General features: G+C 70.9%; 14 protein-coding genes and 2 tRNA genes. 2 read left to right on the plus strand and 14 right to left on the minus strand.

Annotation, left to right across the window (positions count from 1 at the left end):
* Nucleotides 1-33: 33 nt before the first annotated feature.
* From VGT06_04900 to VGT06_04965, 14 genes are all read right to left on the minus strand, one after another.
* Complete coding sequence (locus tag VGT06_04900; GenBank protein ID HEV8662470.1) at nucleotides 34-285, minus strand: hypothetical protein; 252 nt, start codon at nucleotides 283-285, stop codon at nucleotides 34-36.
* Nucleotides 286-603: 318 nt separating this feature from the next.
* A tRNA-Glu gene (locus VGT06_04905) sits at nucleotides 604-679 on the minus strand.
* A gap of 3 nt (nucleotides 680-682) precedes the next feature.
* Nucleotides 683-756: transfer RNA gene (locus VGT06_04910), tRNA-Gln, on the minus strand.
* 133 nt (nucleotides 757-889) lie between these two features.
* The gene (locus VGT06_04915) at nucleotides 890-1,363 is read right to left on the minus strand and encodes an MOSC domain-containing protein (GenBank protein ID HEV8662471.1); all 474 of its coding nucleotides are present in this window, start codon (nucleotides 1,361-1,363) and stop codon (nucleotides 890-892) included.
* Nucleotides 1,364-1,438: 75 nt separating this feature from the next.
* Nucleotides 1,439-2,116, minus strand: coding sequence for a hypothetical protein (locus VGT06_04920; GenBank protein ID HEV8662472.1), 678 nt, complete (start codon nucleotides 2,114-2,116; stop codon nucleotides 1,439-1,441).
* Between the two features lie 49 nt (nucleotides 2,117-2,165).
* Nucleotides 2,166-3,452 carry a TRAP transporter large permease gene (locus tag VGT06_04925; GenBank protein ID HEV8662473.1) on the minus strand — a complete coding sequence of 429 codons (1,287 nt, stop codon included), beginning with the start codon at nucleotides 3,450-3,452 and terminating at the stop codon, nucleotides 2,166-2,168.
* Nucleotide 3,453: 1 nt separating this feature from the next.
* A complete protein-coding gene (locus VGT06_04930; protein HEV8662474.1) occupies nucleotides 3,454-3,933 on the minus strand; it encodes a TRAP transporter small permease in 480 nt (159 codons plus the stop codon).
* Nucleotides 3,934-4,018: 85 nt separating this feature from the next.
* The gene (locus VGT06_04935; GenBank protein ID HEV8662475.1) at nucleotides 4,019-5,011 is read right to left on the minus strand and encodes a sialic acid TRAP transporter substrate-binding protein SiaP; all 993 of its coding nucleotides are present in this window, start codon (nucleotides 5,009-5,011) and stop codon (nucleotides 4,019-4,021) included.
* Between the two features lie 29 nt (nucleotides 5,012-5,040).
* Nucleotides 5,041-5,790, minus strand: coding sequence for a creatininase family protein (locus VGT06_04940; GenBank protein ID HEV8662476.1), 750 nt, complete (start codon nucleotides 5,788-5,790; stop codon nucleotides 5,041-5,043).
* 109 nt (nucleotides 5,791-5,899) lie between these two features.
* Nucleotides 5,900-7,345 (minus strand): glutamate--tRNA ligase, encoded by a 1,446-nt coding sequence (gene gltX, locus VGT06_04945; GenBank protein ID HEV8662477.1) that lies wholly within the window; start codon nucleotides 7,343-7,345, stop codon nucleotides 5,900-5,902.
* Between the two features lie 57 nt (nucleotides 7,346-7,402).
* The gene (locus VGT06_04950; GenBank protein HEV8662478.1) at nucleotides 7,403-8,896 is read right to left on the minus strand and encodes a response regulator; all 1,494 of its coding nucleotides are present in this window, start codon (nucleotides 8,894-8,896) and stop codon (nucleotides 7,403-7,405) included.
* Nucleotides 8,889-10,022: a hybrid sensor histidine kinase/response regulator gene (locus VGT06_04955; protein ID HEV8662479.1), complete on the minus strand. Its 1,134-nt coding sequence runs from the start codon at nucleotides 10,020-10,022 to the stop codon at nucleotides 8,889-8,891. Before VGT06_04955 ends, VGT06_04950 begins: the two co-directional genes overlap by 8 nt.
* 3 nt (nucleotides 10,023-10,025) lie before the next feature.
* Nucleotides 10,026-10,412 carry a response regulator gene (locus tag VGT06_04960; GenBank protein HEV8662480.1) on the minus strand — a complete coding sequence of 129 codons (387 nt, stop codon included), beginning with the start codon at nucleotides 10,410-10,412 and terminating at the stop codon, nucleotides 10,026-10,028.
* Entirely contained in the window at nucleotides 10,409-13,618 is a 3,210-nt protein-coding gene (locus VGT06_04965; GenBank protein ID HEV8662481.1) for a GAF domain-containing protein, read from the minus strand. The genes VGT06_04960 and VGT06_04965 overlap by 4 nt, the downstream gene beginning before the upstream one ends.
* Before the next feature lie 277 nt (nucleotides 13,619-13,895).
* Here VGT06_04965 and ugpC point away from each other — a divergent pair, with 277 nt between their 5' ends.
* The gene (ugpC, locus tag VGT06_04970; protein ID HEV8662482.1) at nucleotides 13,896-14,987 is read left to right on the plus strand and encodes a sn-glycerol-3-phosphate ABC transporter ATP-binding protein UgpC; all 1,092 of its coding nucleotides are present in this window, start codon (nucleotides 13,896-13,898) and stop codon (nucleotides 14,985-14,987) included.
* A gap of 31 nt (nucleotides 14,988-15,018) precedes the next feature.
* Nucleotides 15,019-15,861: a PHP domain-containing protein gene (locus tag VGT06_04975; GenBank protein ID HEV8662483.1), complete on the plus strand. Its 843-nt coding sequence runs from the start codon at nucleotides 15,019-15,021 to the stop codon at nucleotides 15,859-15,861.
* The last annotated feature ends 147 nt before the right edge of the window (nucleotides 15,862-16,008 follow it).

Genomic DNA, 16,008 nt, shown 5'->3' on the forward strand with positions numbered 1-16,008 from the left:
TAGGGTCAGCGGGCGGACTCGTTCGGCGGACGCTCATCGCCCCCCCGCCTGCGCCATCGCCGCGGCCTTCAGGGACCGAACGAGTTCCGAGAAGGACAACGGCTCGACGGAGCCCTCGCCGTTGTAGAAGCGGAGAACGTCGGCCTCGAGGGCTGGAGTGACAGCGAACACGAAGACGGCTCGGTTCCCGTCGCGCTGGATCGCGACGAGCTTGTGGCCGAGGTGGCGGAGGAAGCTGGAGAGGGTGAGATCGGCGAAGGCTTTGGAGGGGGGCGTCGTTTTCATTTCATCCAGCCCTCGGCCCCAGAGGGTCGAGGTATTGCCTCGTGGCAATCGGCCCCTATAACACCGAAGGCGGTCGCACCTCGCGGTGCTTCCGCCTCCTTTTAGGCTCGCCGGCTCCCTGGGCAAGGTGGGCCGGTTGAATTTTCAGGCGAAGTCTAGCCTACCTCTTGGCCGGTGGCAATGAGATTTCACCCTCCCGACCGTTTGCCATTTGTTTGCCACCGAGGGGGGCTTTTCCTGGCATATTCTGGCCCCTGCCGCCTCCCTGGCTCGCCCCCCTGCTTCCCCGCTAACCCTGGAAATTGCTTGATTCTTTCCTGGTGGCCCCAATGGGGATCGAACCCATGTTTCGGCCTTGAGAGGGCCGCGTCCTAGGCCACTAGACGATGGGGCCGGATGGCTGCGGGACGAGGACTCGAACCTCGACGACCTGATCCAGAGTCAGGCGGACTACCATTATCCGATCCCGCAGTACGGCCTGGTGGCGAGCGCTCCCGGGGCAGGCCCCGGCGGAGGCCGGAGGCTGGCTCGGAAGACGTGCGGTATTATAGCCGGTCCTCCCGGAAACTCAAAGGGTTTCTGATGCGGGGGCGGCCCTGCTCTCTCACGGGGTCTCGGGGCGGATCGGATCGCCAACGCGGATCTGCCCGTCCGCGAGCACCTGAACCCGCAACCCGCCCCGGTCCACCAGCGCCTTCATCACGCCTGGCAGGCGCGTGAGGTCTTCCAAATGCTGGCAGGGGGGACAGAGGCGCACTCCGCGCACCCGGGCCCCTCCCACGCGGAACGTCTGCCCGACCAGGTCGTTGAGAGGAACCCCGCGGGTGGCGATGTTGCGGCGCGACTCGCCCGCCGCGAGGGCGATGCCGGTCTCGCGGGCGACCGCCTCCAGCGCCTCGACGGCGATGAGCGTGACCTCCCGGTGGGGCCCGGGCTTGGCCGAGTAGGTCCCGACCTCCCGGGAGTAGCGATCCCCCTCGAGCCCCTTGCCGGTCACCGCCCGCACCTCGGTCACCACCCTCATCGGTTGGGCGGCTCCCGGCGTGATGTAGATCCCCACCACCTCACCCTGCCACACGGCCCCTCCCCGGCTGCGAGGCGCTCCGCGCCGACGTTAGGAACCGGCGCGCGTCGTCGAACATCCCGTGCCCCCTCACGCGGCCCCGACCCCCGCCCGGTGCAGGGTATCCCAGTACAGAAGCTCGTAGCCCTGCAGGAGGTGGGCGGCCCGCCGGATGAGCGCCGGCTCCACCCCCCGCGCGACGCCGTCCGCGATCACCGCCGTGGCCGCCTCCTCGAAGCCGGCGGGTGGCGTCGCGAACAGGTCGAAGAACGCTACGGCCGCGGAAGGCAGCCCGTACCGGCTCTGCAGGGCCCGGGACACCCGGCCGCAGTTCGCCCCCCAAGCCGGCAGGTTCACGAGAAATGCGGCGGCGAACTCCGCCGCGGAGCCGTAGCAGGCCAGCCAGGTGACATAGGCGCTGTAGCCGAACGCTCCCGGGTGGGGATCCGCGGCACGCAGGACCTCCTCCGTGAGATCGAGGGAGGTCGCGAAGGCCCGCAGCGCCTCGAAGGCGGCCGCCTCTCCCTCGAGGGCGTGGCGGAAAAAGTCCTGCGCGGCCCCCGCCGGCGCCCGGGCCACGGCGAGCGCGACGCTCCGCAGGTCACTCGCAATGATGTGGTACTGCTGGCGCGCGAATTCCTGGAGGCCCCCCCGAGGAACTTCCCCCCGCTCCAGGGCGGTGAGGAAAGGATGCCCCAGGATCTTCGCCTCCACCGGCTTCAACTCCTCCCGGAGCCGCCGGAGGAGACCAGGCGCGTCCACGGCCATCGGTTGCCCCTCCCCGCCAGGATGCCCGAAGAGCGCAGGGGATTCACGCTCACCCCTGGAACCCCACCAGCCGGGGCAAGAAGAGCACCAGAGATGGCACGTAGGTGATCAGGAAGAGGACGCCGATCAGGACGACCAGGAAGGGCACGATCTCCCGGATGATCGGCCCGAGGGGGGTCCTGGTGAGGCCGCTCACCGTGAAGAGCAGCATCCCATAGGGGGGCGTGCACAAGCCGATCATCATGTTCAAGACGATGACGACCCCGAAATGGACGAGGTCGATGTCCAGGGCCCTCACCGCCGGCAGGATCATGGGGACCACGACGAGGAGCAGCACCATCGTATCCAGGACGCACCCCAGGATCAGGAACAGGAGGTTCAGAACCAGGAGGAGGAGAGATGGATCAGCCGTCAGGGAGACAGCGGCGGTGGCGATCGTCGCCGAGATTCCCTCCAGGGTGACCACGTAGCTGAAGCTGAAAGCCCCGGCGATGATGAAGCTCAGGAAGCCGACGTTCTCCACCGTGGCCACCATCTCCCGGTACAGCCCGCGCAGCCCCAGCTCCCGGTAGACGAGGGTCGCGAGGACCAACGCATACAGCGCCGCCGCTGCGCCGGCCTCCGTCGGCGTGAAGACCCCGGAGTAGATCCCGCCGAGCAGGATCCCGGGGGTCAGGAGCGCCAGGAACGCTCTCCGAAACGCGCTGAGCAGCGCCCGGAACCCGAGCCACCGTCCCACGGGGTAATTCCGCCGGCCCGCCACGGCGGCGATGTAGAGCATCATCGCCGCGCCCATGAGCAGGCCGGGGACCACGCCCCCCAGGAACAGGTTTCCCAGCGACGCCCCCGAGAGCATGGAGAAGATGACCATGGGGATGGAGGGGGGAATGATCGGGCCGATGGTGGCGGTAGCGGCCGACACGGCGCAGGCGAACGGCCGCGGGTAGCCGCCTTCCTCCATCGCTTTGATCTCCATGAGTCCGAGGCCGGCCGCGTCGGCGAGGGCCGATCCGGTCATCCCCGAGAAGATGATACTCCCGACCACGTTGACGTGCGCCAGCCCGCCCCGCAGGAATCCCACCGCGCTGTCGGCGAAAGCAAAGAGGCGGGTCGTGATCCCCCCGGCGTTCATCAGGCGGGCCGAGAGGACGAAGAGGGGGATGGCCAGCAGGAGGAACTGGTTGTCGAAGCCGATCACCATAGTCTCGACCACCTCCTGGAGGCTGATCCCCTTCAGGAGGCAATAGACCACCGTGGAGGTCACCATGCCCAGGGCGATGGAGCCCCGGAACAGGAAGAACAGGATGAAGACCGCCGCCCACGCCGCGACGGCCATCTCACCCGTCCCGGTCCGGGGCGTCGCGCCAGTCGCCGACCGCGCCCGCCACCAGGTGCCCCGCCAGCAGGAGCATGCTCACGAGATAGACGAAGACCAGGACGCTCCAGGGGATCCGGAGCGAGGCGGAGCGGATGGTATAGCTCTGGGTCATGAACTGGATCCCGGGGAGGACCAGGGTGGCGAGCGCCGCGGCCCCGAGCACCTGCAATGCCACCGAGACCGCCCGCTGGATGCGCGCCGGCAGAGCATCGAAGAGGACGCCGAACGCCACGTGGGACCGCTGGCGCGCCGCCAGGGCGGCTCCGAGGTAGACGAGGCAGATGTACATATAGATAGACAGCTCGAACGGCCAGATGAGCGGGGTGAACAGGTAGCGGAAGACGACCTGGATGACGATGGCGAGGAACATCACCCACAGGGTGATCACCCCGCACGTCTCCTCGAGGAAGCATGCCACCCGATCCAGCAGGGTGCGCACGGCGGATCGCCCCACAAACAGACCGGGGGGTGATGCCCCACCCCCCGGAGCGGCGTTGCCCATGATCACTCGGAACTCGAAAGGCCTACGGAATCCCCTGGATCTTTTCGTACAGGCCCGGCCCCCACTTGGCCTCGAACTCCTTGTAGGCGGGGCGGGCGTTCCTGCGGAAGGCGTCCACGTCGGGATAGACGATCTTGAGGCCGTACTGCTTCTCGAACTTCTCCAGCAGCGTGGCCTCTCCCTCCAAGACCAGGTAATTCATGTACTGGCGCGCGACCGCCAGGGACATCCGCACCCACTGCTTGTACTCGGCCGGCATCCCCTGCCAGAGCGGCTCGTTGATGATGGGCCAGAGCTGGCCGATCACGTGGTTGGTCATCACGATGTACCTGGTGACCTCGTAGAACTTGGCCGCCTCGTTGGTGGGGAGGGGGTTATCCTGCCCATCCACCGTCCCGGTCTTCAGGGCCAGGTACAGCTCGCCGAAGCCGAGCGGAGTGGGGTTGGCCCCGAGCGCTCGGCCCATGGCAATCCACATGGGGGCGCTCGGGACCCGGAGCTTGACATCCTTCATGTCGGCCGGGGTGGTCACCGGCTTCGTCCGGAGGCTCAGCTGCCGCGTCCCCAGGTACCAGACATCGAGGGGGCGGATATTCGTCTTCCGGGCCGCCATCTCGAAGTACTCCTGTCCGATCGGACCGAGCATGACGCGGTAGAGGTGATCGAGATCCCGGAAGAGATACGCCGCGCCGAAGACGCCCATTTCGGGGACATGATCCGCGAACCAGGCGGCGTCGGCGAAGGCCATCTCCAGTGTCCCGCGCTGCACCTTCGTCAGCTTCGTCTTCTGGTCGCCGAGCTGGCCCGAGTGGAAGAGCCGCGCCTTGATCTTCCCCGCGCTGAGTCCCTCCACGGTGCGGGCGAAGACCTCCATCGCCTTGTACTGGGGCTGCGTCGGCACCGCCACCGTGTTCCACTTCAACTCGTACGTCGGATCCGCCCCCAGCGCAGGGGCCGCGGCCGTGAGCCCGCCCGCCAGGATCAGGATCCCTGCGCCTCGGCCGATGGATCCCATGCCCCACCTCCTCTCTCCGGGAGCCGCGACTACGGTCCGAAGACCGCCTCCACCTGTTCCACCACGGCGTCGGCCACCTGTGCCAGGAGGGTTCGCCCCTTCTCCACCGTCACCCCCGCCAACTCGCCGGACCAGCCGGTGGGCAGGAGCTCCCGGATGTCGGCGATGAGGGCACGGCTCGGGCCCGGCCCCTGCGGCCGGGCATCCGACGGGGCCGCCGCATCCGGCGGGGAGGGGTTCCCGGCCCGGTCCAGGTGGACGAGGGCCGGGTCGTGCGCCAGCATGGCCAGGGTGTCGATCGCCCCCCCGTGGCTGAGGCCAGCCGGATCCCCAAGGACCTCCCCGGCCAGCCGGGCGAGCTGGATGATGAGGAAGCGGGCCCGCCCCTCCGCCTGCAGCTCCCCGGCCACGCTCCCCAGGGCAGCGGCATTGCCCCCGTGCCAGTTGAGGACGACGACCTTGTCCGCCCCGTGGCGGGTGAGGCTCAGGCAGACGTCGCGGAAGAGGCGCATGAAGGTCTCGGCCTTGACGGAGAGGGTCCCGGCGAAACCCAGGTGGACCGGGGCAATCCCGAGCGGCCCCAAGGAGACCAGGAGCCCCCGGACGCGCGGGGCGACGGCGCGGCCGACGGCCAGGGCGGCCAGGGCGTCGGTCCCGCAGGGCAGGTGGGGGCCGTGCTGCTCCACGCTCCCCGTCGGAATGAGCACCAGGCCCCGCTCCCAGAGGATCCGCTCGGCCTCCGGCTGGGTGATCTCCGGCAGGTAGTGGTTGGCGGCCACGGAGGACCTCCCGCATCGGCCCCGGCGGTGAACGCAAGGCCGGAGGGTCGCAAGGCTCAGGGCGGACCCGCCCCGCGCGCCCCGGCCCGGGCCCGCCTGACGGGGGCCATTATAGGCTCCGGGCGGGCGGCCCTAAAGGATTTTTGGCCGAGAGGAGCGCGCGCAGGCGCGCGAGCGCCCGGTCGCGCCCCAGAAGGGGCATGATCTCGAAGAGGGGCGGGCTCACGGACCGGCCGGTCAGGGCGACGCGGGTGGCCTGGGCCACCACCCCGAGCTTGATCCCCTTCTCGTCGGCGAAGCCGCGATAGCAGGCTTCCAGGGCGTCGGCGGTGAAGGCGGGCAGCACCTCCAGGCGTGGGAGGAGCTCCCCGAGCAGCGCGATGGCCTCCGGGGTGTGGTGCTTGGCCACCGCCTCGGGGTCCATCGGCACGGGCACATCGAAGAGGAACCGGGAGGACTCGGCCAGCTCGCGGAGCGTCTTCGCCCGCTCGCGGAACGCCACCACGACCGCCACCCGCCAGCTTGGCTCGGTGGTCGCCACCGCCTCCGCGGACACGCCGGCCTGCCCCCAGTGCTCGGGCAAGAGGTCGGCCAGGCGGGCCGGATCGGCCACCCGGAGGTAGTGGGCGTTCAGCCAGTCGAGCTTCCCCTGGTCGAAGACGGCCGCCGCGTTCCCCACCTTCTCCAGCGTGAAGTGCCGGATGAGCTCCTCCGGGGAGAACACCTCCTGGTCCCCGTACGCCCAGCCGAGGCGGGCCAGGTAGTTGACGACGGCCTCCGGGAGGTAGCCCATCTCCCGGAAGGCCATGACGGAGGCGGCGCCGTGCCGCTTCGACAGGCGGGCCCGGTCGGCACCGAGGATGAGGGGGATGTGGGCAAATTTGGGGAGCGGCCGGCCGAGGTGCCGGTAGACCTGGATCTGGCGGGGCGTGTTCGGGATGTGGTCATCCCCTCGGATGACGTGGGTGATCCCCATCTCGCTGTCATCCACGACCACGGCGAAGTTATAGGTCGGGACGCCGTCCGAACGCTGGAGGATGAAGTCGTCCAGGTCCGCATTCTGGAAGCTCACCGGTCCGTGGACGAGATCCTCCACCACCGTCTCCCCCTCCATCTCCGTCCGGATCCGAAGGGCGGCGGGCCGGCCGCCCGGCGCGTGGGCCCGGTCGCGGCAGCGCCCGTCGTACCGGGGGGAGCGGCCTGCCGCCAGCGCCTCTTTCCGGCGGGCCTCCAGCTCCTCCGGCGCGCAGAGGCACCAGTAGGCCCGCCCCTCCCTGACGAGGCGCTCGGCTGCCGCCCGGTACAGGGCCATCCGGTCCGCCTGGCGGATGGGGCCCTCGTCCCATGTGAGCCCCAGCCAGCTCAGGCTCTCCAGGATCGCCTGCACCGACTCCTCGGTGGAGCGCTCCACATCGGTATCCTCGATCCGGAGGATGAAGGTGCCCCCGTGGTGGCGGGCGAAGAGCCAGTTATAGAGGGCAGTCCGGGCCCCCCCGACGTGCAGGGTGCCGGTTGGACTGGGCGCAAACCGGACCCGGACCTTTCCGTGTGTCACGTCCCGCTCCTCGCCCCGGGGAGAGCGCCACAGGAGTACCAGAAGGCGCCGGACCCGTCAACGGCTTTCGGGCGCGCGGGGGGAGGCTGACGCGGCGGGAGAATCGCTTGAGGCGAGGGGGAACGTAAAGTAGAAGGTGGTGCCGGCCCCGAGGCGGGACTCGACCCAGGTCCGCCCCCCGTGGGCCTCCACGATTCGCCGCACGAGCGGGAGCCCGAGCCCGGCCCCTTCGACGCTGCCGGTGAAGGACTCTTCCAGTTGACTGAAGGGACGGAAGATCTCCTCTGCCTTCTCGTGGGGAAGGCCGGGGCCGTTGTCGGCCACCCAGCACTTCAGCGCCCCGCCCTCCACCACCATCCCCACCCGAATGACCGGCTCGGTCTTGTCGCTGAACTTCACGGCGTTGTCCATCAGATTCTCCCAGACCATCTCGAGCAGCCTGGGATCCGCCGCAACCATGAGCGGGGAGAGTGGGGTTTCGGGCGCCACGGCGATCTTCCGGTCCGGATAGCGCTTGCCGACCCGGTCGGCGACCGCCGGGAGGACGGCGTCCGCCCGCACCACCTCCCGCTGCCGGGTCAGGTCGGCCCCCGCCAGGGCGCTGAAGGTGAGGAGCCGGTCCACGAGGCGCTCCAGCTCCTCCGCCTTCTGGGTCATCCCCTGCAGGGCCTCCCGCTGCCGGCCGGTCAGCTCCCCGAGCTGCCCCCGGAGGAGGAGGGCGACGTAGCCGCCGATCACCGTGATGGGGGTCTTGAACTTGTGGGACATCAGCGACAGGAAATCCCCCTTCAGGCGCTCCTCCCGGCGCTGGTCGGTCACGTCCCGTACCACCAGCGCGACCGTCTCCGGCGTCCCATCGGGCCCGAAGGTCCGGGTGAGCTGGGCCGCCAGGGTGAGGGGGAAGGTTTCCCCCGGCCGCGTGAGCTCGAAGTCCATGCCCCGGTCGCGCCCTCCCCGCAGCCCGGCAAGCGGCAGGGCGCTCTGGAACGTGCCGGCCAGGTGTTCGAGGAGGTCCACCCCGGCCCACCGGTCGGGGGGAAGGTTCAGGAGCCCCTGGGCCGCGCCGTTGCAGGAGGTCACCCGGAAGGCCCCGTCGCAGACGACGATCCCATCCCGCAGGCCCGCCACCACGGCATCGAAGCGCGCCCGCTCCTCGAGCAGGTGGCGGTAGTAGCCCAGGCGGAGACTGGCCCGGACTCGGCTGACCAGCTCATGCCGGTTCACCGGCTTGCTGAGGAAGTCGTCCGCCCCCACCTCGATCCCGCGGATCCGGTCCTCCACGTCCCGGAGCGAGGTGACCATCACCACCGGGATGAAGCGGGTGGCGGGCTCCGCCTTCAGCCGGCGGCAGACCTCGAAGCCGTCGAGTCCCGGCATCATGACGTCCAGCAGGACGAGGTCGGGCCGCTCGGCCCGGACCGCCGCCAGCGCCTCCTCCCCGGCGGCCGCCCGGAGGAGGCGGTAGCCGTGGGGGAGGAGGAGGGCCTCCAGGAGGTCGAGGTTCTGGGGCTCGTCGTCCACCATCAGGATGGTGGCTGGCCGCTCAGCCATCCGTCTCCTCCCCGGCGCGGGGCAGCGTCACAAAGAAGCAGCTTCCCCTGCCCTCCGCGCTCTCCACCCAGATCCGGCCGCCGTGGGCCTCCACCGCCAACCGGCAGAAGGTCAGCCCGAGACCCGTTCCCCGGCGTCCCCCCCGGGATCCGACCTCCGCCTGGGCGAACTTGTCGAAGATCTTCTCGCGGAAGGCGGCGGGAATCCCCTGGCCGGTGTCCCGCACGCCCAGCGTGACCTCCTCCGCGCCGGCGCGGCCCGTGACCGTCACCCGCCCTCCGGCAGGGGTGAACTCCAGGGCGTTGCGCAGGAGGTTATCCAGGATCCGGGTCAGGAGGTCCTCGTCCCCGAGGACGGGGGGAAGACCGGCCGACACGGCCACCTCGAGCGCCACTCCTTTGGCCCGAAACGCGGCCTCCTGCTCGCGGGACGCGGCCGCGGCCAGCGCCGGGAGGGATACCGGCTCCTCCTTCACCGGCAGGCGCCCCTCTTCCAGCCGGGCAATGTCCAGCAGGGTCCGGATGAGGTGGGAGAGGTGCTCGGCGTTCCCCAGCGCCCGCGTGAGGATCGCCTCCTGCCGGGGCTGGAGCGGCTCCTCGAGGCCGGCCAGGAGGACGCTCAGGTTCACCTTCAGGGCACTCAGGGGTCCGTTCAGGTCGTGGATCAGGAGCTGGGTGAGCTGCTCCTTTAGCGTCTCGGCGGCCCGGAGCTGCCGGAGTCGATCCGCCAGCTCCTCGTGCAGGAAGCGCAGCCGCAGGAGGGAGCGGACGCGGGCCCAGAGCTCGTGCGTGTTCACCGGCTTGCTGAGGAAGTCGTCGGCCCCCGCCTCCAGACCCCGGGCTCGATCCTCGCGCTCCCGGAGCGCCGTCACCATGATCACCGGGATCGCTGTCGTGGTCGGGTCCGCCTTCAGGCGGCGGCAGACCTCGAAGCCGTCCACGTCCGGGAGCATCACGTCCAGGAGGATGCAGTCCGGGGCCTCTGCGACGGCGAGCCGGAGGGCCGTCTCCCCGTCGGCGGCGCGGCTCAGGCGGCACCCGTGGGGCCCGAGGAGACCTTCCAGGAGGCCGAGGTTCCACTCCTCATCGTCCACCAGGAGGATGTGGGGGGTGCGGGGGAAGCCCATGGCTCAGGCCCGCCCCGGTTTCGCCGCGCCCGGTAGGAACGTCCGGATCTGGGCCAGGAAGCGCCGCGTGTCGATGGGTTTCGGGATGTAGCCGGTGCAGCCCGCCTCCAGGGCCCGCTCCCGGTCCCCCTTCATGGCGTGGGCCGTGAGGGCGATCACGGGGATCGCGGCGGTGGCGGGATCCTGGCGGAGCAACCGGGTGGCGGTCAGGCCGTCCATCCCCGGGAGCTGGAGATCCATCAGGATGAGGTCGGGCCGCTCCGCCTTGGCGCGCGCGATCCCCTCCTCGGCGTCGGAGGCCTCCAGCGCCCGGAACCCGTGCATCGCGAGAAGCTCCCGGACCAGCAGCATGTTCCGCCGGTTGTCCTCGATGATCAGGATGGTCATCATCGACGCCGCTCCCGGACCCCGGCCTGCACGAGCCGGTCCACCGTGGCCGCGAGGACCGACGGAGAGACCGGCTTGGTGAGGAACTCCCGCGCGCCCAACCGGAGGGCTTCCCGCCCCTCCTGCTCCCCCCACCCGGTCAGGGCCACCACCGGGATGCCCCGCGTGCCGGCCTGTTCGCGGAGCGCCCGGAGGACCTCGAGCCCGCTCCGGCGGGGGAGATGCAGATCCAGGACGAGGCAGTCGGGGCGGGCGGCCGCCACCGCCGCCAGCGCCTCCTCCCCGTCCCCCGCCGCCCGGACTCCGTACCCCAGGCGCGTGAAGGTCTCCGTCAGAGCCTGGAGCAGCTGGGCGTCGTCGTCCACCACCAGGATCTCCCCCTCCAGGACCGGCGGCCGCAGGGGGAGGTGGACCCGGAAGGTGGAGCCGCGTCCCGGCCCGGCCGATTCCACCCGGATGGTGCCGCCGTGCATCTCGACCAGCTTGCGGGTCAGGGCGAGGCCGAGGCCGGTCCCGGCGTACTCTCGGGCGTAGGACCCGTCCACCTGCTCGAACTCCCGGAAGATCCGCTCCTGGTCGGCCGCCTCGATCCCGATCCCCGTATCGGTCACCGCCACCTCGACCGCCGGGGCCGGACCGTGCGGGCCGTCTAGGCTGACGGCCCGGGCCCGCACGCTCACCCGGCCCCCGTCGGGCGTGAACTTCAGCGCGTTGCTCAAGAGGTTGAAGCAGATCTGGCGGAACTTCCCGGCATCGCCGGTGAGGTCCGGGAGGCCCGTCTCCGCCTCGAGGGTAAGGGTGATGGACTTTTCCAGGGCCTGGCCCCGGATGACCTCCACCGCTTCGGCGAGGGCCTGCCCCACAGGGAACCGGCCCAGGCGGAGCTCCATCTTGCCCGCCTCGATCTTGCTCAGGTCCAGGATGTCGGTGATGAGACTCAGCAGATGCCGCCCGCTGCTCAGGATGTTCTGGACGTACAGGCGCTGGCGCTCGGTGAGGGGGCCGAAGGCGCCGTCCTCCAGGACCTCGGAGAACCCGATGATGGAGTTGAGGGGCGTCCGAAGCTCGTGGGACATATTGGCCAGGAAGGCCGACTTGAGGCGGTTCGCCTCGGTGAGCTGCACGTTGGCCGCCTCGAGGGCCGCGGTCCGCTCCCGCACCTTCTCTTCCAGGCCTGCGCTGTAGTCCTTGAGGTGCTGGTAGAGCCGGGCGTTCTCCATGGCCACGGCCGCCTGGTTGGCGAAGGAGGTCAGGAGGTTCAGCTCCTCCACCCCGAGGTGCGGCGGCTTCCGGAACACCACGCTCAGGACCCCGAGCGCCCGCTCTCCCATGAGAACCGGGACGGCGGCGGCGGCCCGGACGCCTGCGGCCGCGGCCCAGGCCTGCTGCGCGTAGAGCGGGTCCCGCTCGGGATCCACCACGACCCGGAGCCTCCGCTCGGCGAAGACGCTCCCCACCAGCCCCTCCCCGGGGGCGAACGTGTCGCGGGGCGGGAGCGGAAAGTCCGGGACGCCCGCGCCGGCCGCGACCCGCACGAGCCCCCGGTCTTCGTCGTGGACCCAGAGGCGGGCCATGTCTCCCCCGAGCAGGTCCATGGCCGCGCGGGCGATGCACTCGAAGACGGCCCGCTCCTCGAGGGACGCGGTGAGCGTCCGGGCCACGGTGCCCATGGCGGCGAGGCGCTCCGCCCGGCGGCGGGCCTCCTGGTAGAGGCGGGCGTTGGCGACGGCGATGGCGGCGTGGTCGGCCAGGGACGTGAGGACGGTCAGTTCCTCCGCGGAGAAGGCCCGGGCGGAGCGGCGCGTCAGATCCAGGACCCCGACGCACCGCTCCCCGACCAGGAGGGGGAGCCCGGCGTTCGCCCGGAGCCCCTCCGCCTCGGCCAGCTCCCGATTGATGAGCCGGGGATCCGCCTGGATGTCCGCGACGAGAAGCACCTCGCGCCGCTCCGCGACCTCTCCCACGATCCCCTCCCCCACCCGGAAGCGGGTCTGGTGGCGGACCTCGGGGTGGGAGAGGCCGCTGCTCGCGCCCAGGCTCAAGGTCCCATCCGGCTCGAGGACCCAGAGGGCGGCGACGGCGTCCCCGGTGAGCGCCACTGCCGCCGCCACTACCTGCCGGAGGATCTCCTGCAAATCCAGGCTCCCGGCGACCGCGCGGCTGAGGGCGTGCAGCGCCCGGAGGCGATCCCCCTGCTGCCGCTCCCGGCGGAGGAGATCGGCCTTCTCCAGGGCCAGCGCCACCTGCTCCGACAGCCCTATTCCCAGCGCGACATCCTCCGGTCCGAAGGCTCCGATCCGTGTCGCGTAGAGGCTCAGGACGCCCACGAGGCGCCCGCTCCGGTGCAGCGGCAGTCCCAGGTAGGCTCGGTAGCCCCGACGCACCACCGCCTCCCGGTGCGACGGGAGAAGGCGGGGCTCTCCCGCCAGATCGGCTATGGCCAGTGGCTCCCCCTGCGCCGCCACGGTGCCGCTGAGGCTCTCCCCGACCCGGATGAGATCCCGCCACGCAATCGGCCCCTCCGCCCCACCGCTCTGGGCCAGCAGGCGGAGATGCTCCCCTTCCAGGAGGCGGCACAACGCCGCCTCGGCCCCGAGGAAGCGGGCCGCCTCCTGCGCGATCGCCTGGGGAAGGCTCTCCACGTCCAGGAGTGCCATGAGGCGCTGGGCGACCCGGGTGAGGTCCTCGAGGCGCTGGGCCCGGGTGGTCGCTTCCCTGAGGCACTGCGCGAACGCGAGGCCCCCGGCCAGCAGGCTCGCTGCCGCCTCCAGCAGGCCCCGCACCTCCTCCCCGAAGGCTTCCGGGGTTTCCGCGAGGGCCACCAGGAGCCCCACTGTCCGAGTCCCCACCCTGAGGGACGCCGCCGCGGCAGCCCCGGCCGCACCGCCGGCAGCGCCTGGGAGGGGGGGGAGGCAGGGGGTCCCGGGGAGGATCACCACCCCCCGGCGCCCGGATGCCGCGGCGGCAAGCGGCCCGTCCGGTTTCAGTCTGGCGGCCGCCTCCGCCCACGATCCGGGAAGGCCGTGCTGGGCGAGGAGGGTCAGGTCCTCGGTTCCCGCCCCCCAGACCGCCGCCCCTCTGAGAGACAGGGCCTCGGCCAGGGCCCGGAGGCAGGGTCGCACCCCCTCCCCGGGGTCCGGCGAGGACTCCAGGCCCGCGCACAGCTCGGCCAGCGTGGCCAGCAGATCGCAGGCTCGAGTCTCGGGCAAGAGGGCCTCCGGGGCGGTGGATGCCCAAGGGGCTCGGAAGGGTCGGGCAGCCTGTCCGTCGGTCTCTGGAAATCGGCCAGCGAGGGCCGACGTTTTCCGGTCAATGCCTAATCGACGGGTACTTATGCAGGCCCCGTGCCAAGGGGAGGGGAGACCGGTCCCGGCCGCCACCGGCGAGCGTACGCCGCTCGCACAAGCGTCTTGACCGTCGCTGGGCCCTTCAGTATCATCTGGCCACACAGTCGGCGGAAGAGGTCCCGTGCGGGAGGGGTGAGGCGTGGCGACGGTCTACCTGGAGAGCCTGGGGAAGCGGTTCGACGAGGTCGTGGCGGTCGAGAATGTGAACCTGGAGATCCAGGACCAGGAGTTCGTGGTCCTGGTCGGACCGTCGGGGTGCGGGAAGTCCACCACCCTCCGGATGATTGCCGGCCTCGAGGAGATCACCGCGGGAAAGATCTTCATTGGCGGCCGGCTGGTCAACGATGTCCCGCCCAAGGATCGGGACATCGCCATGGTCTTCCAGAACTACGCCCTCTACCCCCACATGTCCGTGTACGACAATATGGCCTTCGGGCTGAAGCTCCGGAAGTTCCCCCGGCAGGAGATCGACCAGCGCGTCCGGGAGGCGGCGGAGATCCTGGGAATCCAGGAGCTCCTCCAACGCAAGCCCAAGGCCCTCTCGGGCGGCCAGCGGCAACGGGTCGCGGTGGGGCGGGCGATCGTCCGCAAGCCGCAGGTCTTCCTCTTCGACGAGCCGCTCTCGAACCTGGACGCGAAGCTGCGGGTCCAGATGCGGGTCGAGCTGAAGAAGCTCCACCAGCGGTTGCACGCCACCATCGTCTACGTGACGCACGACCAGGTTGAGGCGATGACCATGGGGGACCGGATCGTGGTCATGCGGGACGGCCGGATCCACCAGGTCGGCCCCCCCCTCCAGGTGTACGAGCAGCCCGTGAACCGCTTCGTGGCCGGCTTCATCGGCTCCCCCGCCATGAACTTCATCCCCGTCACGGTCCAGGCGGCCGACGCCCGCCTCACCCTCGTCGCCAACGGCTTCCGTGTGCCCGCGCCGGCTGCGCGGGCCGCGGCGCTGCAGCCCTACGCGGGGAGGAAGCTCACCTTCGGCATCCGGCCCGAGGACATCGTCGCCGCGGGTGCCACCGACGGCCGCCCCACGTTCGAGGCCGTCGTGGAGGTGGTGGAGCCGCTCGGGGCCGAAATCCTCCTGAACATGCGGGCCGGCACCGACGCGCTCACCGCGCGCGTGGAGCCGAGCCTCGCGGTCCGGGCGCAGGACCGCATCCGCCTCGCCCTGGCCGAAGACAAGATGCACTTCTTCGACCCCGAGAGCGAGCAGGTGATTCGCTGACCCTCCCCCCGCCCGGTCGAATGGTTCCCCCGTGACCGCCGCCGAAGCCGATCTGCATCTCCACTCGTATTACTCCGATGGATCCGATCCCCCCGCGGAGGTGGTCCGGCGCGCAAAGGGCGCCGGGCTCGCGGCCGTCGCCCTCACGGACCACGACACCGTGGAGGGGCTCCCCGAGTTCCTGGCCGCCGCGGCGGCCGCGGGGCTCACCGCCATCCCGGGCGTGGAGCTCTCGGTGGACGAGGAGGACTGGGAGATCCACCTGCTGGGCTACCTGATCCGGTGGGAGGAGCCGGCGCTGCGCGCGGCCCTCCGGCGCTTCGCCGCCGAGCGCCGCGTCCGGGCGGCCGCGATCCTCTCGCGGCTCCAGGCGATGGGCGTACGGATCCCGATGGAGGCGGTGGAGGCGGCGGCGGGACCGGGGACGCTCGGGCGGCCGCATGTGGCCGCAGCACTGTTGGAGGCGAGGGTCGTGAGGAGTCTGCAGGAAGCCTTCGACCGCTACCTGGCGCGGGGGAAGCCGGCCTACGTTCCCCGGACCGGGTTCACCGCGGCCCAGGCGATCGCCCTGGTTCGGGAGGCCGGAGGGGTCCCCGTCCTGGCCCACCCGGTTCGCTCGAGCCTCCTGGACGAGGTTCCGCGGCTCGTGCGAGCGGGTCTCCAGGGCCTGGAGGCCTACCACACCGGCCACGACGCCGCGGCCACCCTCGCCGTCTGCCGGGTGGCCGAGGCGAACGGCCTGCTCGTGACGGGCGGCTCCGACTGCCACGGGGGTATCAGACGAGAGGTACTCCTCGGGAGGGTCCGCCTCCCCTGGGAGCACGTCGTTCGGCTCTATGCAGCAGCGGGGCAGCCTCCTCCGGCCCCCGTCTAGTACAAACGACGGAACGAACGTGACAGCGTCCGGGTGGCGCCGGATGCCGCCCAAGGCCCCCGTAGCGGAGGGGGGGCCCCTCGGCTCCTGGCCGAGGGGGGCCCCGGAAAAAGCTAATCCGCACGAGGGACATCATGTGACCCAGCG

Source organism: Candidatus Methylomirabilis sp., assembly GCA_036000645.1.
Taxonomy (GTDB): domain Bacteria; phylum Methylomirabilota; class Methylomirabilia; order Methylomirabilales; family JACPAU01; genus JACPAU01.